The sequence below is a fragment of the Candidatus Gorgyraea atricola genome, assembly GCA_030765235.1.
GTDB classification, from domain to species: Bacteria; Omnitrophota; Gorgyraeia; order Gorgyraeales; family Gorgyraeaceae; genus Gorgyraea; species Gorgyraea atricola.
On record JAVCCW010000029.1, the window covers coordinates 370,413 to 390,985 of the forward strand.

General features: G+C 42.0%; 21 protein-coding genes, 3 tRNA genes and 1 other RNA gene. 24 read left to right on the forward strand and 1 reads right to left on the reverse strand.

All coding sequences use genetic code 11. The annotated features are described in order from the left end of the window. From gspE to P9L93_07465, 16 genes are all read left to right on the forward strand, one after another. Entirely contained in the window at positions 1 to 1,716 is a 1,716-nt protein-coding gene (gene gspE / locus P9L93_07390) for a type II secretion system ATPase GspE (GenBank protein ID MDP8230908.1), read from the forward strand. Between the two features lie 12 nt (positions 1,717 to 1,728). Further along, positions 1,729 to 2,952 (forward strand): type II secretion system F family protein, encoded by a 1,224-nt coding sequence (locus P9L93_07395; GenBank protein MDP8230909.1) that lies wholly within the window; start codon positions 1,729 to 1,731, stop codon positions 2,950 to 2,952. Positions 2,953 to 3,027: 75 nt separating this feature from the next. Next, positions 3,028 to 3,450 carry a type IV pilin protein gene (locus P9L93_07400; GenBank protein ID MDP8230910.1) on the forward strand — a complete coding sequence of 141 codons (423 nt, stop codon included), beginning with the start codon at positions 3,028 to 3,030 and terminating at the stop codon, positions 3,448 to 3,450. A gap of 64 nt (positions 3,451 to 3,514) precedes the next feature. Then, positions 3,515 to 3,928 carry a prepilin-type N-terminal cleavage/methylation domain-containing protein gene (locus P9L93_07405; GenBank protein ID MDP8230911.1) on the forward strand — a complete coding sequence of 138 codons (414 nt, stop codon included), beginning with the start codon at positions 3,515 to 3,517 and terminating at the stop codon, positions 3,926 to 3,928. Positions 3,929 to 3,946: 18 nt separating this feature from the next. Further along, a complete protein-coding gene (locus P9L93_07410; protein MDP8230912.1) occupies positions 3,947 to 4,354 on the forward strand; it encodes a type II secretion system protein in 408 nt (135 codons plus the stop codon). Positions 4,355 to 4,364: 10 nt separating this feature from the next. Next, complete coding sequence (locus P9L93_07415; protein ID MDP8230913.1) at positions 4,365 to 4,733, forward strand: prepilin-type N-terminal cleavage/methylation domain-containing protein; 369 nt, start codon at positions 4,365 to 4,367, stop codon at positions 4,731 to 4,733. Next, on the forward strand, positions 4,726 to 5,286 hold the full coding sequence (locus P9L93_07420) for a prepilin-type N-terminal cleavage/methylation domain-containing protein (protein ID MDP8230914.1): 561 nt from the start codon (positions 4,726 to 4,728) through the stop codon (positions 5,284 to 5,286). Before P9L93_07415 ends, P9L93_07420 begins: the two co-directional genes overlap by 8 nt. Positions 5,287 to 5,540: 254 nt before the next feature. Beyond that, positions 5,541 to 5,616: transfer RNA gene (locus P9L93_07425), tRNA-Ala, on the forward strand. Positions 5,617 to 5,635: 19 nt separating this feature from the next. After that, positions 5,636 to 6,358: an RsmE family RNA methyltransferase gene (locus P9L93_07430; protein MDP8230915.1), complete on the forward strand. Its 723-nt coding sequence runs from the start codon at positions 5,636 to 5,638 to the stop codon at positions 6,356 to 6,358. Positions 6,359 to 6,368: 10 nt separating this feature from the next. Then, complete coding sequence (locus P9L93_07435) at positions 6,369 to 6,746, forward strand: hypothetical protein (protein MDP8230916.1); 378 nt, start codon at positions 6,369 to 6,371, stop codon at positions 6,744 to 6,746. A gap of 169 nt (positions 6,747 to 6,915) precedes the next feature. Further along, complete coding sequence (gene mtaB, locus P9L93_07440) at positions 6,916 to 8,151, forward strand: tRNA (N(6)-L-threonylcarbamoyladenosine(37)-C(2))-methylthiotransferase MtaB (protein ID MDP8230917.1); 1,236 nt, start codon at positions 6,916 to 6,918, stop codon at positions 8,149 to 8,151. A 575-nt stretch (positions 8,152 to 8,726) separates the two neighbouring features. Continuing rightward, positions 8,727 to 9,269: a CvpA family protein gene (locus P9L93_07445; GenBank protein MDP8230918.1), complete on the forward strand. Its 543-nt coding sequence runs from the start codon at positions 8,727 to 8,729 to the stop codon at positions 9,267 to 9,269. A 13-nt stretch (positions 9,270 to 9,282) separates the two neighbouring features. Further along, positions 9,283 to 10,242 (forward strand): NGG1p interacting factor NIF3, encoded by a 960-nt coding sequence (locus P9L93_07450; GenBank protein ID MDP8230919.1) that lies wholly within the window; start codon positions 9,283 to 9,285, stop codon positions 10,240 to 10,242. 3 nt (positions 10,243 to 10,245) lie between these two features. After that, a complete protein-coding gene (gene dnaG, locus P9L93_07455; protein ID MDP8230920.1) occupies positions 10,246 to 12,027 on the forward strand; it encodes a DNA primase in 1,782 nt (593 codons plus the stop codon). 4 nt (positions 12,028 to 12,031) lie between these two features. Next, complete coding sequence (gene rpoD / locus P9L93_07460) at positions 12,032 to 13,624, forward strand: RNA polymerase sigma factor RpoD (GenBank protein ID MDP8230921.1); 1,593 nt, start codon at positions 12,032 to 12,034, stop codon at positions 13,622 to 13,624. Between the two features lie 13 nt (positions 13,625 to 13,637). Next, positions 13,638 to 14,459, forward strand: coding sequence for a metallophosphoesterase (locus tag P9L93_07465; GenBank protein MDP8230922.1), 822 nt, complete (start codon positions 13,638 to 13,640; stop codon positions 14,457 to 14,459). Between the two features lie 8 nt (positions 14,460 to 14,467). On the opposite strand, the gene P9L93_07470 is transcribed toward P9L93_07465, so the two are convergent. Further along, positions 14,468 to 15,658 carry an SGNH/GDSL hydrolase family protein gene (locus P9L93_07470; GenBank protein MDP8230923.1) on the reverse strand — a complete coding sequence of 397 codons (1,191 nt, stop codon included), beginning with the start codon at positions 15,656 to 15,658 and terminating at the stop codon, positions 14,468 to 14,470. Positions 15,659 to 16,035: 377 nt separating this feature from the next. Here P9L93_07470 and P9L93_07475 point away from each other — a divergent pair. From P9L93_07475 to P9L93_07510, 8 genes are all read left to right on the forward strand, one after another. After that, positions 16,036 to 16,109 (forward strand) — tRNA-Ile (locus P9L93_07475). Between the two features lie 179 nt (positions 16,110 to 16,288). Then, positions 16,289 to 16,528: a GIY-YIG nuclease family protein gene (locus P9L93_07480; protein ID MDP8230924.1), complete on the forward strand. Its 240-nt coding sequence runs from the start codon at positions 16,289 to 16,291 to the stop codon at positions 16,526 to 16,528. A gap of 94 nt (positions 16,529 to 16,622) precedes the next feature. Continuing rightward, positions 16,623 to 16,699, forward strand: a tRNA-Val gene (locus P9L93_07485). A 178-nt stretch (positions 16,700 to 16,877) separates the two neighbouring features. After that, the gene (locus P9L93_07490) at positions 16,878 to 17,618 is read left to right on the forward strand and encodes a C4-type zinc ribbon domain-containing protein (protein ID MDP8230925.1); all 741 of its coding nucleotides are present in this window, start codon (positions 16,878 to 16,880) and stop codon (positions 17,616 to 17,618) included. After that, on the forward strand, positions 17,602 to 18,030 hold the full coding sequence (locus P9L93_07495) for a ribonuclease HI family protein (GenBank protein MDP8230926.1): 429 nt from the start codon (positions 17,602 to 17,604) through the stop codon (positions 18,028 to 18,030). Before P9L93_07490 ends, P9L93_07495 begins: the two co-directional genes overlap by 17 nt. Continuing rightward, positions 18,031 to 18,378, forward strand: an RNA gene (gene rnpB / locus P9L93_07500) — RNase P RNA component class A. A gap of 158 nt (positions 18,379 to 18,536) precedes the next feature. After that, entirely contained in the window at positions 18,537 to 19,502 is a 966-nt protein-coding gene (locus P9L93_07505) for a hypothetical protein (GenBank protein MDP8230927.1), read from the forward strand. Between the two features lie 186 nt (positions 19,503 to 19,688). Further along, the gene (locus P9L93_07510) at positions 19,689 to 20,285 is read left to right on the forward strand and encodes a methyl-accepting chemotaxis protein (GenBank protein ID MDP8230928.1); all 597 of its coding nucleotides are present in this window, start codon (positions 19,689 to 19,691) and stop codon (positions 20,283 to 20,285) included. Positions 20,286 to 20,573 lie beyond the last annotated feature (288 nt).

Genomic DNA, 20,573 nt, shown 5'->3' on the forward strand with positions numbered 1-20,573 from the left:
ATGAGAAAGTCCAAGGATAAGTTGGGGCAAATATTACTTAACGAGAAGATCGTAACCGAGGAGCAGCTTAGAAAGGCCGTCGAGGTACAAAGGAAGGAAGGCGCAAAACTCGGTGACGTTCTGGTAAATCTTGGGCTTGTATCTGAAAAAGATATTGTGGTTGCGCTGGCAAAACAGTTAGCTATACCTTACGCGTCTTACTCTAAGGGACTCCTCAAGCCTACGGAAGGCCAGGATCTTGAAAAAGTAATACCTGAAGAATATGCCCGCAGGCACATGCTTCTGCCTATTTCAAAACACCTGGATTCTCTTACCATTGCTTTTGTTGATCCTTTGGATTTAATTGCAATAGACAATCTCAGACACATGACAGGATGCGAAATAAATCCTATTATAGCGACAAAATCCGATCTTCAGAGGGCCATCGACGAATTTTACGGAAGAGAGGACTTGCTTAAGGACGCAATAAGCGGTTCGTATGACCTCGAGGAATTTAAGACAGAAAAAATAAAAGAAGAAGATAATCTCAGCCTTGATGATTTGATCGCGCGCGCAGAAGAGGCGCCAGTGGTCAAGCTGGTCGATCTATTGCTTATGCAGGCCATAAAAGACAGGGTGAGTGATATACATATAGAGCCGTTTATGAACAAGATAAATATAAGATACAGGATCGACGGCGTGCTTTATGAAATACCGCCTCCGGCAAAACATCTTATTTCTGCCATTGTTTCAAGGGTAAAGATACTGGCTAATCTTGATATAGCAGAGAGGCGGCTTCCTCAGGACGGGGCGTTTTTAGTAAAGGTAGAGAACAAGGGCATTGATATACGTGTTTCAACAGTACCTGCTATCTACGGCGAAAAGGTCGTTATGAGGATACTGGATAAGTCAGCGACTCCTTTGGATTTAAATCGCCTTGGCTTTGAGCCAAAGGCGCTTGAGAATTTTAAAAAGGCTATAAAGAGTCCGCATGGTTTGATCCTGGTGACAGGTCCGACAGGAAGCGGAAAGACCACCACACTTTATGCTGCCTTAAATGAGATCAAGAGTCCGCGTCAGAATATTTCTACGGTCGAGGATCCTGTGGAATATAAGATCGAGGGTATAAATCAGGTCCAGATAAAACCTTCTATAGGTCTGACATTCGCTGCTGCGCTCAGGGCATTTTTAAGGCAGGACCCTGATGTTATAATGGTAGGAGAGGTGAGAGATCTTGAGACTGCTCAGATATGCATACGGGCATCACTTACAGGACATCTTGTTTTAAGCACGCTCCATACCAATGATGCGCCTAGCGCTATATCAAGGCTAATAGATATAGGTATCGAACCTTACTTGATAAGCTCTTCTTTGCTTGTTGTAGGCGCGCAAAGACTAGTGAGAAAATTGTGCCCTGAATGCAAGGAGGCGTATGAAACTCCGCCCAATCTAATAAGAGACTTTAAGCTAAAACAGGAACTTTTATATAAGCCAAAGGGTTGTGCTGCGTGTAGTCACACAGGTTACAGGGGAAGGATAGCTATTTATGAGGTAATATTACTCAATGATAGACTAAAGGAATTAGTTTCAAAGGGCGCAGGCCTGGGCGAACTTAAGAAGGTAGTCAGGGAGATGGGCATAAGATCTCTTGTAGATAGCGGTATTGAAAAAGTAGAAGCCGGAGTTACCAGTATAGAGGAAGTATTGAGTATAGCAATGGTGGCAGGGGGAGAATAAGGAGCGCAAGATATGCCGTTTTTCAAGTATGTAGCGCGGGATAAAACTGGGAAGTTGACAGAGGAGACTATAGAGGCTGCTTCTGAAGCAGCACTCTTGAATTCATTACAGGCAAGAGGGCTTTTTGTTGTTTCTATTGGCTCAGCTGCACAAGTAAAGCATGTAAAAAAGATGAAAAGGCGTTATCATCGCGGGGTCAAGACAGCTGATCTCATAATGTTCTCTAAGGAGCTGGCCACGCTTTTAAGTGCAGGAGTGACTCTTATAAAGAGCCTGGATATATTATGCAAGCAGATAGAGTCGCAGCTTTTGCTGAGGGCCGTGGAAACTATAAAAAAGGATGTTGAAGGAGGTTATACATTTCAGAATGCATTAAGGAAGCACAACAAGATCTTTTCTGAGTTTTGGATCCATCTTGTTGAGACAGGAGAGGCCAGCGGTCATTTGCCTGTCAGCCTTGAACAGCTCGCAGGATACCTGGAAGAGAGCGCGTCGCTAAAAAGAAAGATCACATCGGCCATGATCTATCCAATAATACTTATTTGTGTTGCAGTTGGCGCTATAGCGATATTTTTACTCAAGATCATCCCTATATTTTCTGAGATATTCAAGGGGTTTAACGTTGAGTTACCTTTACTTACTCAAATGGTGATCATGGCGAGCAATATTGCGAGAAAGTATTTTTTAATCGTCGCTGGGATGGTGGTGGCACTATTTTTTATTCTCAAGAAATATGTATCTACAAAAGCAGGGAGATGGCAGTTTGACAGTATTAAGCTAAAATTGCCTTTGATAGGACCGTTAATACAAGAGATAGCAACGGAGAGATTTGCAAGCGGCCTGGCAACTCTTCTTAAGAGCGGGGTTCCTATATTGCATGCCCTTGAGATCGCTGAAAAGACAGCAGGTAATAAATTAATGGAACAAGCGCTTAGAGACGTAAAGACATCTGTAAGGGATGGTAAGGGCATGGCGCAGACCATGCAGGAGAGTGCCTTATTTTCTCCGCTTGTGGTTCAGATGATAGGTGTGGGGGAGGAGATAGGGGAGCTAGGCAAGATGCTGGACAGGATATCCGCATTCTATAAAGAACGGGTCAATACCTTTATTACGAGACTTACAACGATGTTTGAACCACTGGTCCTGGTTTTTATGGGTATAGTGGTAGGTGTTCTTGTCGTGGCAATGTTTCTGCCCATATTCGGCATATCCAGCGCTATAAAAAGCTCTGGTTGACATAAAAAGAAAAAAGATTTGACTTAATACTGTTTTAATGTATACTTTATTTATAAAAACGAAAGGGGGAGTAACATGAGAAGTAAAGGTTTTACGCTGGTAGAAGTATTGATAGTCGTTATCATCATAGGTATCCTCGCTGCCATAGGCATACCGCAGTTTTCAGCTGCTATGGAAAAAGCAAAAGGCGGTGAGGCAAGGGCAGGCCTGGGGCATATACAGACCGCAGAAAAGATTTATTTTGCAGAAAACGACGCATATATTGGTGAACTTGGGGATACTAGTCTAGATTCATTACCGATCAGTGCCTTAGATTTGACTTTGACTCAGAAATACTGGACCTTTACAATTGACGTACCAGGCGAGAATGAAGATGGCGGTGCAACTGGCTACACGGCAACTGCGACAAGGAAAGGTGGATCCACAGCCTATCAAAATGACACTATTATGATGGACAACACCGGAGAGATAGGCGGAACTTGGGATTTTATTAATTAGGGTATGTTAAATAGGGCATGATCCGTTCTCAAACAACGGGGCATGTTATGCAAGGAGAAAGATTATGACAAAAAGAGGTTTTACCCTTTTAGAGGTTCTTATTGTCGTTATCATCATAGGTATACTTGCTGCGATTGCCTTGCCACAGTATACAAGCACCCTTGAGAAGGCAAAATCAGCCGAAGCCTTAACTGGATTAGGGTCTCTTAGGAGCTCTATGGATCGATATTGGTATGATCAGATGGCTACATCTGCATATACGCAGTTAAGCGGCGCTGCCGGGGTAGATAGTTTAGATGTGGAGGTTGATGTTACAACGTGGACTTATACTATAGATGATGCCGGCGATACAGACGGCAGAGATTATGTTATACAGGCAACTAAAGGTGATTTTTGGATAGATATAGATGAAGACGGGAATACTGCCAAGTCTACGAATTTGGGAGGGGATGGTACTGGGTTAAGTACAGGCAGCTAAAAAAGAGCCAATTGATATATGAAGATTAAGTGGCGCAGGATAGGTTTTACGCTTACGGAATTATTGATCGTAGTGATAATAATCGGAGTGCTGGCGACCCTGGCACTTCCGATGCTTGTCAAGACACTTGAAAAGGCAAAGGTCGGAGAGGCGATAAGCAATTTAAATCTCATAAGGACAGGACAAAAAGTCTATTATCTGGAATATGGGCAATTTTCCGATACTGTAGGCCGTTTGAATATAGAAAATCCAAATAGTGCAGCAACTAGCTATTTTGATTATACCGTTGAAGACTCGGATAGTTCTGATTTTACTGCAAGGGCTCAAAGAAAGAGTGACGCCCCATCTCCCTACAGCACGTATTATTATGAAATAGGTAAGAACGGTACAGTTAGTTCCGAACCAACCCCTGGCAACCCCTTTTAAGTAATCAATAATGAACAATAAAGGTTTTACCCTTACAGAGATCATAGTAGCGGTGCTCATTATAGTCATCGCGTCAACTGGTCTATTGGGAGCGTTTTTTGGAGGGCAACAGATAATGGAGCGTTCATGGCACAGGATGCAGGCGTTGAATTTTGCAATAGAGGCACATGAGAAGTTAAGGGCCGGTTATAATTACAATGATTCTGAAATGTCTGTGGGTGCCCATACAGAGGCAGACATAGGGACTGTTCTAAAAGGAGATCTCGCGGACTCAGATCTGAGCGCAGTTCTTACCTATGATGTAATAGCAGAACCAGAACCAGCAAGCTATAAGGAAGTGGCTATAAATGTCAGCTGGGACGAGAGGAGTTTTGAATAAAAAGGGGCTTACCTTAATAGAAGTCATACTGTCAATGGCCCTTTTGAGTATTATATTTCTGGCAGTGTCTTCTTTGTATGTTGCCAATCACAGGTTCTACCTTACTGCAAATGATAAGGTAAACATAAACTATGAATTGCAATACGCCTTTCAGCATATTTATGAGAATGTGATCACTGGGATAGGAGATAAGAATAACCTTGCCGTAGACATACAGGCAGGAAACCTCGAATTTAGTGTTCGGCAGATAGATGATATCGACCCGGACGCGCCGCCCACGTATAACGACTATGATGATGATTTAGATGTAGGCTATAAGATCGACAGCGCTGCCAAGACTCTTTTATTTGACAGTGATGACGATGGCGTTTATGAAGAGTCTCTTGTTCCTACCATTGATATCCTTGGTACTGGCGGGCTGTCCAGTTTTACCTTAGAGGATAATGTGCTCATAATCAAGCTGACAGGCGAATCCAAGACATCAGTGGGAGACACAAAACAGCGCCTGACCATGTACTCTGCCTGCTACCCCCGTCTCAACGCATTCCAATAATTTACCAAATATAGTTTTTATGGTATAATATTAGTTGTTAGCAAGAGGTCCCTCGACGCGCCAAATAATGCTTTGCATTATTTGGCTTGCTCGGGATCAAATTTGCTTTGCTGTGTATTTTAGGTCCTTCAGCGCCTACAATGCTCCTGTTCGTTGCATTGCTTAACGGCGCTTCAGGATCAATTTTGCATTCGCAAAATTGGGGCTCGCCCCGTTCCAAATTGCTCGATTTTAAGAATCGAGCAATTTGGAATGGGGCAGTAGTTCAGTTGGGAGAACGCGTCGTTCGCAACGACGAGGTCGCGGGTCCGAGTCCCGCCTGCTCCACCAAGTTAAGAGAGGTAAGTTCATGCGGTTTTATGTTTCTCCTGAATTTATATTTTCTGAAAGAGGCTTGATCGAAATACGGGATAAGGCTGAGATCCATCATATACGCGATGTGATGCGGCTGGGTAAGGGTATCAGTGTGGTTATTTTTGATGGTCAGGGTAAAGAGTATATAGGTGGCATAAAGGATATAGAGAGAGACAGGATAATTATAGAGATCAAAAAGACCAGAGACCTTAGTGCGGACGCTCAGATTGATATTACGCTTTATCAGGCGATTCCAAAGAAAAACATGGATTTTATAATAGAAAAGGCTGTTGAATTAGGCGTTACTACGATTGTACCTGTCGTTACTGACAGGACAATTCCTCAAATAAAGAATAAAAAAATAGAGCGATGGAGGCGGATCGCTATGGCAGCGTCTAAACAGTGCGGTAGAGTAAGATTGCCAGGCATATTGGATGTCATGCGGTTTAGCGATGCCTTAACAGCGTCGAAGAAAACAGATTTAGTGCTTTTTGCTGCACTGGAAGAAGACGCAGCGCCATTAAACGCAATATTAAAAGGATCAAGGCCAAATAGCATATCTGTGTTTATCGGACCAGAAGGCGATTTCAGCGAACAGGAGATTCGTATGGCAAAGCAGGAGAATTGCAGGATCTGTTCTCTTGGGTCATTGGTCTTAAGGGTTGAAACAGCAGCTATCTATATACTCTCATGCTTGAGGTATGAAGATATCCTTTAAGCCTAAAATAATGAAGATTCTGATTGTAAAATTTTCAGCCGCAGGTGATGTCTTAAGGACCACTGCGCTCTTGCATGGAATTAAAAGGAAATGGCCTGAGTCTGAGGTATGGTGGATTACTTCTCAGGATGCAGTGGATCTATTAAAGCACAATGATTTTATCAATACATTGCTGGTCTATGGTAGCAAGGATGCAGTGTGTTTAGATGGGTCTACTTTTGATCTCTTGATATGCCTGGATAAAGAGAGGGAGTCTACAGCGCTTGCCAGCAGACTGAAAGCAGGCAAGAAGATAGGATTTGGAGGGAATAGCAGTGGAGATCTACGCATTTTTAATAAAGAGAGCGAATACGCATATTTGTTGGGCGGAGTCGGGAGGCACAGTTAAATCAAGACTTAAAAAAGGCCTTTGGAGATAATGTCTATGATAGCGGTACTGATAATAATCTGAGGGAGCTTGCTTCTATATTGAAATATTGTAATGCTGTAATTGCTGGTGATACGCTTGCCATGCACATAGCCATAGCTTTAGATTCCTGCATTGCGTTTACAAAAAAATGACAAAAAAGGCTTTTTACATAAAGACATTGGGTTGCAAGGTCAATCAATATGAGTCGCAAGTGATACGCGAGAATTTTTTGAAGCAGGGCTATATCGAGGCAGAAAATATTGATGAGGCTGATATATGCGTGATTAATAGCTGTACTGTTACTTCTACGAGCGATTCTAAGTCACTCAGGCTGATTCGCAATGCTATTAAGCAGGGTAAATGCGTTGTTGCGACAGGGTGTATGGTGGAGGGCGCTGAGTTAGATTTATCTAAGTTTGGCGGAGTGAGATTTATTGTTAGGAACAAGAATAAGTATAAGATCCCAGAGCTTATAGGGGGACCCCGCACCAGTCGCTTCGCTCCGGTACGGGGCAAGCAAGGGGTGGGGATTTCGGGGTTAAAGGGTCATACCAGGGTTTTTGTGAAGGTTCAGGATGGGTGCGATAATGTTTGTTCGTATTGTAAGGTGAGAGTCGTCAGGGGTTATTCAAGAAGCAGGCCTTTAAAAGAGGTGCTGGATGAATGTACCACTATAATTAAGAATGGCACAAAAGAGATAGTGCTTACAGGGATTTGCCTCGGGGCATATGGAAGAGATATCTCGACAAGTCTATCGACTTTGATAAATGATCTATGCAGAATAAAAGGGGATTGGCGATTGAGATTAAGTTCAATAGAACCAAAGGACGTAGATAAAGATTTATTAAAGCAATTCCAGGCTCAAAAAAAGATCTGCAGGCACTTGCATCTGCCGTTTCAAAGTGGCGATGATCATGTTTTAAAGAGGATGCGCAGGCCGTACAAGGGAAGCGATTATCTCAATATTGTGCAAAGAATAAAAGATGCGGTGCCTGACATTGCAATAAGCACTGATATTATGGTGGGTTTTCCAGGAGAGACTGAAAAGAGATTCAAGAACACAATGGATTTTCTAAACATTGTCAGGCCTATGCGCATGCACATATTTCCATTTTCAAAAAGATCTGGCACAGGGGCGTATGACTTTAAGGACCAAGTAAATAGCGTTACAAAGAAAAAAAGAGAAGATAAGCTAGTACAATTGGCGCAGGTATTTACAAATGAATTTACAAATAATTTGCGGGATAAAGATGTTGAGGTGCTTGTGGAAGACAAGAGATCAAGAGACGGTCATCTGCAAGGCTATACAGGCACCTATATAAAGGTATACCTACCCGGCCCAGACACCCTCAAAGGCCAATTCGTAAAAAGGAAACGCTTGTAACGCTTCTGCACCACCCAGACCAAGGGGTCCTGGGGACGCAAAATTTACCCAGCGTGAAAATTTTGCTCTTTTTTTACGCTCGCTCGCTAAAGTAGACAAAACAGTCAGTGACTGTTTTGTCTACTTTAGCACCGTGCCCGCTCGCGTAAAAGAAGCCCCATGCCTCCTTGGTCTGGGCGGTGCAGAAGGCATATAAGCTAAAAGGAAGGCCTGAAGAGCGAATTTGAAAATTTAGTCTTTTATGTAGCATTTTGGTGGTTTATTCTGTCACATTATATGAGACAAAAAGGCCGAAAACTGTTCGACACCCACACCTATGGTGTGGGTGAAGTTTTTTCGGTCCCGCCAAAATGCGGAATAAAAGATGACCTGTTTCCGAGCGGAGCCCCGCCCTTTCGTAGAAAGAGCGGGGCGAAGCGAGGAGGGAAATTTTCATCTGAGCGAACAGGCCTTCCTTTTAGCTTAAGCTTGCAGTGTGACTATTCAAATAGTAATAAAAAGAAAGCGCTTACCTTGACAAATGAGAAACATGTGCTATACTTAAATTACTTATAGTTTCACCCCCGTTTTAATATATGCCTCATACAAGGGTTAATTGGGTCGACATTCTTTTTGTAATTCTTTTAATCAGAACAGGTTACGTAGGCTTGAAAAGTGGCTTTTTGCCCGAGTTTTTCAGGCTTTTAGGCCTATTCGTAGCGTTTTTATTCTCTTTCAATAATTATACCTCTTTGAGTCGTTTTATATCTATTTATACCAGGTGGGGCGGCGTAGGCCTAGATGTAGTTTCGTTTTTATTCGTATTTTTAGCTACACTCTTCATATTTAAGATAATAGGTATTTTCGTAAGAGTCTTTTTCAGCGGTGAAAATCTTTCAAGGCCAAATGCATTGGTTGGAGTTACACTGGGTCTTGGAAGGGGTATCTTGATAGCAGGGCTTATCTACACCTTATTTGTCAATAGCCCTTTTAAGTATCTGGCCAGCAGCGCACGCGACAAGTCATTTTCAGGACAGTACATTGTAGATGTGGCGCCTTTTGTGTACGAGCAGGGCATAAAGTTATGCCCTTTGAAGAAAAACAATACACCATTAGTTAGGATGCTGGAGCATCAATAATCGGAGGTCTTAAGTGAAACTCGGAGATATCTATAAGAATGTAATCAATGTTGGGATCAGCAATGATCCAAGAGGCAAGCAGAATGTAAAGAAAGAACTTTTAAGGGCCAAGAAAGAATACGACAGTCTGAGCAAAGATAAAAAGGAGTTTTACGATAAAGATAGACTTCTTCATCCATATAGTGATACGCGTATACTTTTTGGAAAGAAAGAAGCTGAGATCAAGACAATACTTGTGGGCATAGACATGGAGGTAGGAGAAGTTGTTCTTGCCGATAGATTGCGCCAAAAAGGAGAAAAGGTGGATTTATTGATGGGGCATCATCCTGAAGGCATAGCACTCGCAGGATTTTATAATGTCATGTACATGCAGATCGATATATTAAACAGGATCGGCGTACCCATAAATATCGCAGAGAGTTTAATGACAGAAAGAATAAAAGAAGTCGAAAGAAGGGTCATGCCTGCAAATCACTCGCGGCCCGTAGATGCTGCGAGGCTTCTTGACATTGCGTTTATGACATGCCATACGCCGGCAGATAATTGCGTGGCTTCGTATCTGCAGGGGCTAATGGATAAGAAGAAACCAGATACGCTTGGCGATATAATGGATATCCTTATAGGGATCCCTGAGTACAAAGAATCAGCAAAGCTTAATTGCCCGCCTAAGATCATAAGGGGTTCGTCGTCGAGCAAAGCAGGCAAGGTTTTCGTGGATATGACAGGCGGCACAGAGGGCTCTAAGAATATCTTTAGCAGGCTTTCGCAATCAGGCGTGTCAACGCTGATCTGCATGCACTTGAGTGAAGAGCATTTCAAGAAGGCCAGAGAAGAACATATGAATGTAATTATAGCCGGGCATATTGCCAGCGACAATGTCGGCCTTAATATCATGCTCGACGAATTAGAGAAGAAGGACAAGTTTAAAATACTCCCTTGTTCAGGGTTTCGAAGATTTTCTAGGAGAAAATAGATAATGCCAAAGATCCCAGAACACATATTAAATGAGATACAGGATAGATGCGATATAGTGGAGGTGATCTCCAGTTATATCCCTTTAAAGCCTGCAGGCAGGAACTTTAAGACAACTTGCCCTTTTCACCATGAAAAGACCCCGTCTTTTGTAGTGAGCCCTGATAAGCAGATATACCACTGTTTTGGATGTAATTCAGGCGGGAATGTATTTAATTTTATAAAGGAATACGAAAAAACAGATTTTATAGACGTTGTAAAGATGCTGGCCACAAAGACAGGGGTGAAACTACCTGAGTATAAAAAATATAACCAGGCTGATGATTCAGTGGTGAGCAATATTTACAGCGTAAATGATATTGCAGCGAGTTACTACAGTACTCTGCTGGAGAAGTCCAACGGCTCTTCAGAAGTGAAGCGTTACATAGAAAGAAGAGGGCTTGAGAAAGATACAATCAAAAGATTCAGAATAGGCTATGCGGATCCTGCATGGAGGTCTTTACTGGAGTATGTCTCAAAGAGAGGTATAAAGCCAGAGATGGCAGTGAAGGCAGGCCTGATTCAAAGAGGAAAAGAAAATTCCTTTTATGACCTTTTCAGGAACAGGGTCATATTTCCAATATGTGATGTAAGAGGAAGGGTCCTGGGTTTTGGCGCAAGGGTATTAGATCAAACTCTTCCTAAATATATAAATTCACCAGAGACCTTTGTATATAAGAAAGGGCATCATCTTTACGCGCTTAATTTTGCAAAATTATCTATAAGAGAAAAAGGTTTTGCAGTAATAACAGAAGGCTACCTGGATGTAATTACAAGTCATCAATATGGCATAAACAATGCCATATCCTCTTTAGGTACTGCTATTACCATAGAGCAGATAAGACTTCTAAGGAGATATACGCATAACGTTGTTATGGTCTATGATGCTGATCAGGCAGGTGAAATGGCAACATTGAGGGGATTAGATCTGCTTTTGGAAGAAGGCATGAGCGTAAAGGTCGCTACCTTGGAGAAGGGGCATGACCCTGATAGCTTTATACGCAAATTCGGACCGCGCGGTTTTCATGAAGCAATAAAAAAGGCAAAGAGCCTTTTTAGATATAAATTAGACCTATTGACAGAGAGATTCGATAAAGAGGATGTAGATGCAAAGGCAGAGATCGTTAGAGAGATGCTCTTGACTATACACAAGGTAAGAAATTCTGTTGTAAAGGCAGAGTATATCAAAAATTTGTCGCAGGAGCTTGCTGTAAAGGAAGATGCAGTATGGGACGAGCTGAAGAGGATGAAGAGAGGTGCTACTAAGGGACCCCGTACCAGTCGTTTCGCTCCGGTACAGGGCAGGCAAGAGATAAGAAAAGACATCAAAATTCCGCTGGCAGAGAAGATATTGGTGAAGTTGATGATCGAGGATTCAAATGTCGTAGATGCGGTCAAGGATAACCTGCACCCGTTTGATTTTAAGAATTCCGACGTAAGGCATTTAGTCGAGGCACTTTTTACATTAAATACCGACGGTAATTCTATAGATGCAACAAGGCTGATAAATTTCCTGGAAGATAAGGTTTCGCCTCATGTCATATCGTTTATTGTAAATGAAGATATCGAGATACGGGATAAAGAGCGGAATGTCGCGGATTGCATAAAGACGATCAAGAGGGAACAGAAAGAAGATAGGCTAAAGGATATCCAAAATAGGCTTGTCGTAGCGCAGAAAAAAGGATATGAAGACGAGGCAAGGGATTTGTTAAAGGAATTCAACAGATTGATAAAAGGAGGGATATAACCCCATGGAGAAGGCATTGAAAACCAAGAGCAGAAAAAAGGATGTGAATGGCCAGCTCGATAAGTTATTGACGCTTGGGAGAAAAAAGGGTTACCTGACTTACGAAGAAATAAACGATTGTTTGCCAGAGGATATTATTTCTGCTGGACAAATAGAAAAGGTTTTCTCGGCGCTGGATAACGAAAAGATAGGCGTGGTGGATTCTGAAGAAGAGGCAAAGGCGTTAAAGAAACGTTCAAGCGCTAATGGCGATAATGGGAAAGAACGCGCCAGTGATAAGAAAAAGTCAGCAGCTCCGGTCAGAAGCACAGGCGCGGAAGATCCTGTAAAGATGTATCTCAGGCAGATGGGCCAGATACCGCTTCTTTCAAGGGAAGACGAGCTGAGGCTTGCCAAGGATATAGAAAAGGCAGAGGAGGAATATAAGAAGGCAGTTTTGAGCTGCCCTTTTATTAAGGATTCTGTGCTCTCCCTGATAAACAATGTCCTGGTGAAAGAATTCAATATCGAAGAAGTCATGAAAGCTGCGCCAGTTGCCAGGAAAGAAGACGATGTCCTGAAAAGACTTGAGATGTTGGCCAGAAAAGTAAGGGCCGCTAAGAAGGGGCAGGGCATAATGGAGTTGTGTCTGGAATTCAGCTTCTGCACATCTGTAATAGAGGATTTTGCAAACAGGATCAGAACAGCTATCTCTGAAATAGACTCTATTGACAGAGAGATCCTGAGAATGAGAAGGCGCAGGATAAGAGGAAGTATAACATCTTTTGAGAAGAGAAAGAGAAGCATAGAAGAGAGATTTGGCAAGAAACAGGACGATATAAAGAAGGAGTTTTCCTTTATCAGAAAACAGGCCTTGAAGTTCAACAGGGTCAAAAAGGCAATGGTAGAGGCAAACCTGAGGCTCGTGGTCAGCATTGCTAAGAAATATACCAACAGGGGTCTTTCTTTTCTTGATCTGATTCAGGAAGGGAATATAGGCTTGATGAAGGCAGTGGAAAAGTTTGAATATAGACGTGGATATAAATTCTCTACATATGCGACATGGTGGATCAGGCAGGCTGTAACACGTTCTATAGCTGACCAGGCCAGGACCATAAGGATCCCTGTGCACATGACAGAGACCATAAATAAGCTCATAAGGGTTTCAAGGATCCTTGTGCAGGAGAATGGCAGGGAGCCAGCAGCAGAAGAGATCGCATCTGAGATGAGGATGAGCGTTGAGAAAGTGAGAAGCATCCTGAAGATCGCGCAGGAGCCGATTTCCCTGCAGACACCTATAGGAGATGAAGGAGACACTAGCTTTGGTGATTTTATCGAAGATAAGAAAGCTGTCTCTCCTGCAAATGCCAGTGCTTATACAATGCTCAAGGAAGAGATGGATAAGATCCTTAATACCCTCACAGAAAGAGAAAAGAGGGTGTTGAGGTTGAGGTTTGGAATAGGTGATGGCTATCCAAGGACACTTGAGGAAGTAGGAAGCATCTTTAATGTCACAAGGGAAAGGGTTCGTCAGATAGAGGCAAAGGCATTGAGGAAACTGAGACATCCTATCAGGAGCAGGAGACTCAAGAATTTCCTAGAGATGGCCTTTGGCTAGGAGATCTAACCACATGATTCGTGTGTTAAGGGCCGGACTATTAAGTTCGGTCCTTTTTTTGTTTATAGTTTTCATAGCGACACCATGTCTTGCGGATTTTAGATTTGCCGTGATGGGGGATAGCCGCGGAAATGATGACGGGATAAATACAAAAATACTGCCCAGGCTTTTAGAGCAGTTAAAGTCTGATAAACCAGAGTTCATCGTGTTTGTCGGAGATTTAATCACAGGTTCAAAATATAGCGATGAGCACAGAAAGAGACTCTTAAAGTGGAAGGCTATTATAGAAGACTATGGCATACCTGTCTATATTGTCGTCGGAAATCACGAGATAACTTCGGAAAGATCAGAGACTATATTAAAATCCATCTTTGGAGACCTGACATACTCCTTTAACCATGAAAACGCGCATTTTGTAATATTGGACACTGCGGTATACAAAAATTTCAACAGGATCGATGAAACGCAACTTGAATGGTTGAAAAACGATCTCGAGAAAAATGACAAAGACATTGTCTATATTTTCGGTCATAGCCCAGCGTATCCTGTCAGTCATCATATAGGAAGTTCATTAGATAAATATCCTGCTGAAAGAGACAGATTGTGGGGTATTTTTAAGAAATACGGAGTGGACGTCTATTTTTGCGGCCACGAACACCTATATGATAAGACCCTCCACGACGATATCCTCCAAGTAATAACAGGCGGCGCCGGAGCCAATCTCCGCGCACGACCAGAAAACGGCGGGTTTTACCATTATGTAATTGTGGATGTGAGCGATGACGGAACCTGGACCACAATCCCTAAAAAGCTAGAAACGCCTACCGAGCCATAACCCTTCTTTTATTTTAAATCTGACATCTCTGGTGAGAATGTTTCGTAGTGATATCTTGCGATTGCATTTTCTGGATTATGCAGGAGTATCTCTTCGCAAATCTTAAGGGCATTTTGTTTTCGCCCTTTTCTTAGATACCAGTTTATTATCGGAGAGACTATGGTGTTATTATCTGTATAATTTGAAGATACAAGGCCCATCAGATAGAATTTTTTGGCAGATTTGTATTTGCCGATTTCCATATAGATATGGCCTAAATGGATAAGGTCGTAAGGATTATCCCTATTTTCTTTTATCTTAGCCTTCCCAAATTCTATTGCCATTTTTATCTCATCGTTGGTTCTATAGAAATTTCCGTCGTGGATTTTTCTTAAAAGAGGGCTTATTGCAAAATCAAGATAGCGTTGATTTAAAAAAAGATATCCATAAAGTTGTTCAGCGAAGAATTTATTGCCGCGATGGTTCATGTGAGAGATGTCTGGAGATATATATTTTGTTTTGTCATCTGATTCAAATATCATCTTGAAATTTTCAGTAAATTTGAAATAAGGAATATCATATCTTTCAGCAAACTTTTCAACTATTTCATAGGATCTATTATAGTAAGAGAGCAGCAGCAGGTCAGAGCCTTTATCTAGACATAGCATTCTTATCTTGTTAAGGTAGTGATTCATGTAATCATTATACACCTCTTTTTTTACTGTAGTTTTCCTAATGTCAGGCGATAGCGGATTTTTTTCGATCATGTAGCTAAATATTTCTTTTAAAAATCTAATACTTCTTAAGTTTGCTACATTGTATGTTTCAAGCTCTGGTCCGGAATTTTCCCCTGTAAGCAGCATTACGAACTCAGCAGTATTTTTATCCAAAAAGTTTTTTAATCCTTCAAACTGGAGCCTTGCGGAAGAACCAGGTATGCCGAGATTGATGACTGAGAATTTTTGAGAAGGGTTGTTATCATTCAGAAGTTTTTCGAGTTGCTTAGGATAGCTATATTGCATTGAAGTCCCTACACCAAAAGTATGAGAGTCTCCTGCGCAAGCTATCTGTACAGAATTAACCCCGCTATACTGAACTTTCCTTCTTGACCAGAGAAGACATTGCCCTGACAGAAAAAGCACAAGTTCCAGCAGAAGAAGGGTAGATATGATGCCAAGTAGAATTAAAGGAATATATTTAAAGCGATGGATTGTTCTCATAGGGTATCTAATTAGAGTATATAATACTTGCTCTTTGATTTTCAATAACTAATTTTAATTTCTAGTTCGCTGCCTTATTTTTCTACCTTTAATTTATTGACAGTAGCAGTAGGGCACCCTTAAGGGTGCCCTACATTGTGGATAACTCATAAGTATGTTAACTCAATAATTCAAGAATCTGCCTTTGTTGAAAAATCCCCTTGTCACAATCTAATCCAGATGGTATAATTCTTAATCTACGGCAAAGTATGCCCTTGTTAGTTTTAAGCAGAAGGGCGTGCCCCGTTCCAAATTCTTAAAGATCATCGAATTATATATTAGAATTGTACGCAGTTAGTTACAAATAATAAATCGAGTATCAGTTAGAATTTGGAACGGGGCCCATAGCTCAGTTGGTTAGAGCACCTGACTCATAATCAGGGTGTCCAAGGTTCAAGTCCTTGTGGGCCCACCGTCCTTCGCTCAAATTGGGCGAAGCTTCGTAGCATGCTTCGGACGGCAAGCCACCTTTAGTCTCCGAAGCATGCTGCAGAGAATAGCAGCACATGAGCGCAGGAGACCTACGCTCAAATAGGGCGATTCTTCGAAGCATGCTACGGGTGGCAAACCATCTGTGTTTATTAGGTATCTATGTGGTATGTGTATCTAATTAAAAGTATTAAGTTTAAATATAGGTATATTGGATCTAGTAACGATGTATATAAGAGATTAGAAGAGCACAACAAAGGCATATGCAAAGCGAGTAATCCTTATAAGCCTTTTAAGTTAATTTCGTACATAGCTGTTGAAGACAAGAATAAAGCAATAGAGTTGGAGAGATATTTAAAAACTGGTTCTGGATCAGCGTTTCTAAAGAAGAGAATTCTTTAGTCAGCGGAGCATATATTGCGGTGGTAAATTGTATGCGATGGCGGGCTTGCCCGCCGAAGCATGCTACAGAGATTAGCTCTATATGAGCGCAGGCGGGCGATTGGCTCAGTTGGTTAGAGCGCTGCCTTCACATGGCAGAGATCACTGGTTCGAGTCCAGTATCGCCCACCACCCTACGTTCACATGGGGTTAATCTTCGAAGCATACTTCAGGTGGCAAGCCACCATCTTTAGTCTCCGAAGCATGCTGCAAAGATTAGCAGCACATGAGCGCAGGAGACCTTCGCTCACATTGGGCGGATCTTCGTAGCATGCTACGGATGGTAAACCATTTTTTAGGGAGGAGACAATTGACTCAGCAGCAGAAGTCGATTAGGGAGCAGATCGGATTATTGATAGAACTTCAGGTTATGGACGGGGAGATCTATGTCTTGGAGGCAGAGAAGAAAAGTGCGCCAGAGAAGATTAAGACGACAGAAAGTAATCTCCAGACAAAGAAAACAGGTATTAAACAGGCAGAGGAAAACCTAAAGAGTTTGCAGGTAAAATTAAAAGAAAAAGAAATAACCCTGCAGCAGAAGGAAGAACAGATTAAAAAACTGCAAGGCCAGCTTTACCAGATAAAGACGAATAAAGAATATACTACCATGCTTACAGAGATAGGTGGAATAAAGGCAGACAACTCTATCATAGAGGAAGAGATAATAAAACTGATGGACGAGACAGATGCTGGAAAAAAGAAGATTGCAGAGGAAAAAGAGTTATTTAAGAAAGAAGAGGCAAGTGCCCAGAAGGAAAAAGATGTAATCAGCAACAGAGTCAAGGAGATCGATACCAGGCTTTCAGAGCTTTTCGCAAAAAGAAAAGATATGATACTTGGCATAGAAAAGCAAATTCTTGCCAGGTATGAAAGAGTGCTTAAAAACAAAGAAGGTCTTGGCCTTGTAAGCATAGTGGATGGCACGTGCGGAGGATGCCACATGAACCTGCCCCCGCAAGTCATAAGCGATACAAAACTCAGAGAGAGCATTATTGTTTGTGGAAGTTGCTCCAGGATCTTATATATAGATGACAATGCAGAAATCAATTGAGATATTTGTAGACGGTGCCTCAAGAGGGAATCCTGGTCTATCAGGGATAGGCATTGCCTTTTTCGACGACAAGAAAAATCTTGTTAAGAAAATATTCAAGTTCATAGGTAATGCAACCAATAATGTGGCAGAATATACTGCGCTTATCTATGGCGTTCAGGAGGCACTGATAGATAGATATACTGATGTGACGATAAAGTCTGACAGTGAATTAATGACAAAGCAGCTCCGAGGGGAATATAGAGTAAAGAATGAAAACCTTAAACCATATTATGATCAGTTTTTGCACCTCTCCCGGGGCTTTGAAAAAATTAAGATAATTTCGATAGGTAGAAAAGACAATAGTGTTGCAGATAAACTTGCGAATAAGGCAATAGATTCAAGATTCAATACCTCATTGACAATTGAATAGGGTGCAGGCTGGATGGTCGTCCGCCAAGATTTTTGGTGGAAGGAAAGTCCGGGCTCCACAGGGTAAGCGTAGCGGGTAACGCCCGTCATCCTGTATCTTCTGATGCAGGGTCGGACCAGAGCCACAGAGACGAGTCTGAGAAGCGATAGCATGCTGCTTCTCAGGGTGAAACGCGGTAATCTCTACGCGGAGCAAAACCAAATAGGTCTCGCTAATAAGAGCGGCCCGTTCGTAAGGGCGAGACGGGTAGGTTGCATGATCCTGGCAGCAATGCCAGGGCTAGATAGATGATCATCGTCTCCGCCTCAGGCGGAGAAACAGAACCCGGCTTACAGGCCTGCATCTTTTTCTTTTCTTAAATACGACGTTTGTGTAAGGTGTAATGTTTAATGTGTAATGTAACTAAGCTGCTTCATCTACATTACACCTTACACATTACACAAGCGTTGCATTCTCACTTGGGCTGCCTCTTGTATTTCTCCTAAACATATGATATATTTAACCATATGCGCTATATAGTAGGTATTTTATTAATCATTGTGTTTATTCTTACAACCACACTCTTTGCCGATACTGTGGTTATGAATACCGGCAAAAAGATCAAGGGCCTGGTTGTGGATGAATATTCGGACAGGATTAGGCTAAGCACCTCTGATGGCGAAGAGAATATTCTGCGCCAGGACATAGAAAGAATCGAATATGATGCGCCTGAACAAAACTTCATGCAACTCGGACGCTCATATGATGAAAAGGGATGGTATGATAAAGCTGCGTTTTATTACAAAAAGGCAATGGAGGTGAATCCGAATTACAAAGAGGCCAGGGAGGCATATCTTGCCTCTCATTCTAAGATGTGGCGCCAGGAAGAAAAGATGACAAAGAAAGAACTGGAACGCCAGAACATGGCAATGGACTGGTGGAAGAATAGGAATAAAGAAAGTGTCTCGCAGGCCAGGGATAAGCAACTTTTACTAAAAAAAATATTAGGCCTTTCTTTGTTAGAGAAAAATGGAGTTTTTACAATAGATGAGGTAGAACCTTATTCGAGCGCGGCCAAGACAGGCCTAAAAAAAGGCGATCTTTTGGTAGGTATATGGGGAAAGCTTATCCGTTACAACGGCATGAAAGAAGTGTTGGATGAGCTATTGGGCCCCAAATATTCAGAGGTCAGGGTATTGATAGAAAAGGATATTTCTCTAGAACTCGAAGGCAATGTTTCGCAGTTATATAAAGATTTAGAGATTTCGCTGAGTTTTGAATACGAAGGCCTTGTGGTAAAAGATGTTACGGCTGAGGGTAAAGGCGCTTCAGCAGGCTTTAAAAAAGGCGATTATGTGACAGCAATAGACAAGAATATTACCCGATACCTGCCTCTCGATAGCATCATCGCGCTTATAAACAGCGCCAAGAATAACAAAAATATAGTCTTTACTGTCAGGAGAAATGTTAATTTAAGGAGAGGGGCTAAGTGAGCCGCAAGTTTGACCCCATTCCAAATTCTGAGCGATACGTAATTTATTTTTTGGAACTACTTGCGTACAATTCCGATGGATTGTTCGAGGATCTTTAAGAATTTGAAATGGGGTTCAATTCGCACAGTAAGTTACGAAAATCAAAGATTTTCGTAACTTACGTGCTCATTGAAGGAGTGGAGAATAATGGAGACAAAACAGATTTTCAGGAGAAGACAGTATCTAATAAAGAGAGGATTACAGTTTCGTTATATAGGTCTTGTATTTGCGCTGGTCATTATGTGTTCCCTGGTCACAGGTTATACGGTATTTACAACTGGATGGGTGCTCTTGGGGGAAAAGCTCTCCAGTGTCTATCCTCAGGGCAGGCTCGTCTATGTTTTTAGGGCTACAAATCTAGCCTTAATAAGAAATCTTTTCCTGGTTTCGCCGCTTGTTTTTATAATCGCACTGTTCTCTTCACATAAAATAGCAGGGCCTGTTTACAGGATAGAAAAGACCCTGGAAGAGATCAATAATGGAAATCTCGCCTTAAAGATAAAGTTCAGGCGTGGTGATGAACTCTGGGATCTTGCTGATTTAATAAATACTATGATAGAGAATTTTAACAAGACCATTGCCTCCAGTAAGGATGCAGGCAAGGATACCCGAGCCAGCTTAGAAGCTATGAAAAAAGAAATTTCCGGCGGCTCATGCGACTGTGCAAAGATAAAGACCTCCCTAAGCGAACTGCAAGCAAAGATAGACCAAGTAAATTCCTCCCTGGACCAATGGACTACCTAGTTACGTGACCATCCTGTACCACCCAGACCACTGGCTCTCGGGGCATACGCCGTGCCGAGCGGGCCCCGTTCCAAATTCTTAAATATTATCAAATTATTTATAAGAATTGTACGCGATTAGTTACATATAATAAATTGAGTATCAATTAGAATTTGGAACGGGGCACGCTGGGGGAATTTCGCGTCCCAGAGAGCCAGTGGTCTGGGTGGTGCAGAAGACCTGAAACTGTAACGTAACTCTTCAAATAGTATAAGTTTGTAAATTTTAGCATAGACAAGGTTAAGGTTC

What these genes read in the sequence shown, in the direction of transcription:
- gspE (MDP8230908.1), top strand. Translation starts at nt 1, where the DNA reads ATGAGAAAGTCCAAGGATAAGTTGGGGCAAATATTACTTAACGAGAAG.
- P9L93_07395 (MDP8230909.1), top strand. Translation starts at nt 1,729, where the DNA reads ATGCCGTTTTTCAAGTATGTAGCGCGGGATAAAACTGGGAAGTTGACA.
- P9L93_07400 (MDP8230910.1), top strand. Translation starts at nt 3,028, where the DNA reads ATGAGAAGTAAAGGTTTTACGCTGGTAGAAGTATTGATAGTCGTTATC.
- P9L93_07405 (MDP8230911.1), top strand. Translation starts at nt 3,515, where the DNA reads ATGACAAAAAGAGGTTTTACCCTTTTAGAGGTTCTTATTGTCGTTATC.
- P9L93_07410 (MDP8230912.1), top strand. Translation starts at nt 3,947, where the DNA reads ATGAAGATTAAGTGGCGCAGGATAGGTTTTACGCTTACGGAATTATTG.
- P9L93_07415 (MDP8230913.1), top strand. Translation starts at nt 4,365, where the DNA reads ATGAACAATAAAGGTTTTACCCTTACAGAGATCATAGTAGCGGTGCTC.
- P9L93_07430 (MDP8230915.1), top strand. Translation starts at nt 5,636, where the DNA reads ATGCGGTTTTATGTTTCTCCTGAATTTATATTTTCTGAAAGAGGCTTG.
- P9L93_07435 (MDP8230916.1), top strand. Translation starts at nt 6,369, where the DNA reads ATGAAGATTCTGATTGTAAAATTTTCAGCCGCAGGTGATGTCTTAAGG.
- mtaB (MDP8230917.1), top strand. Translation starts at nt 6,916, where the DNA reads ATGACAAAAAAGGCTTTTTACATAAAGACATTGGGTTGCAAGGTCAAT.
- P9L93_07445 (MDP8230918.1), top strand. Translation starts at nt 8,727, where the DNA reads ATGCCTCATACAAGGGTTAATTGGGTCGACATTCTTTTTGTAATTCTT.
- dnaG (MDP8230920.1), top strand. Translation starts at nt 10,246, where the DNA reads ATGCCAAAGATCCCAGAACACATATTAAATGAGATACAGGATAGATGC.
- rpoD (MDP8230921.1), top strand. Translation starts at nt 12,032, where the DNA reads ATGGAGAAGGCATTGAAAACCAAGAGCAGAAAAAAGGATGTGAATGGC.
- P9L93_07465 (MDP8230922.1), top strand. Translation starts at nt 13,638, where the DNA reads ATGATTCGTGTGTTAAGGGCCGGACTATTAAGTTCGGTCCTTTTTTTG.
- P9L93_07470 (MDP8230923.1), bottom strand. Translation starts at nt 15,658, where the DNA reads ATGAGAACAATCCATCGCTTTAAATATATTCCTTTAATTCTACTTGGC.
- P9L93_07480 (MDP8230924.1), top strand. Translation starts at nt 16,289, where the DNA reads ATGTGGTATGTGTATCTAATTAAAAGTATTAAGTTTAAATATAGGTAT.
- P9L93_07495 (MDP8230926.1), top strand. Translation starts at nt 17,602, where the DNA reads ATGCAGAAATCAATTGAGATATTTGTAGACGGTGCCTCAAGAGGGAAT.
- P9L93_07505 (MDP8230927.1), top strand. Translation starts at nt 18,537, where the DNA reads ATGCGCTATATAGTAGGTATTTTATTAATCATTGTGTTTATTCTTACA.
- P9L93_07510 (MDP8230928.1), top strand. Translation starts at nt 19,689, where the DNA reads ATGGAGACAAAACAGATTTTCAGGAGAAGACAGTATCTAATAAAGAGA.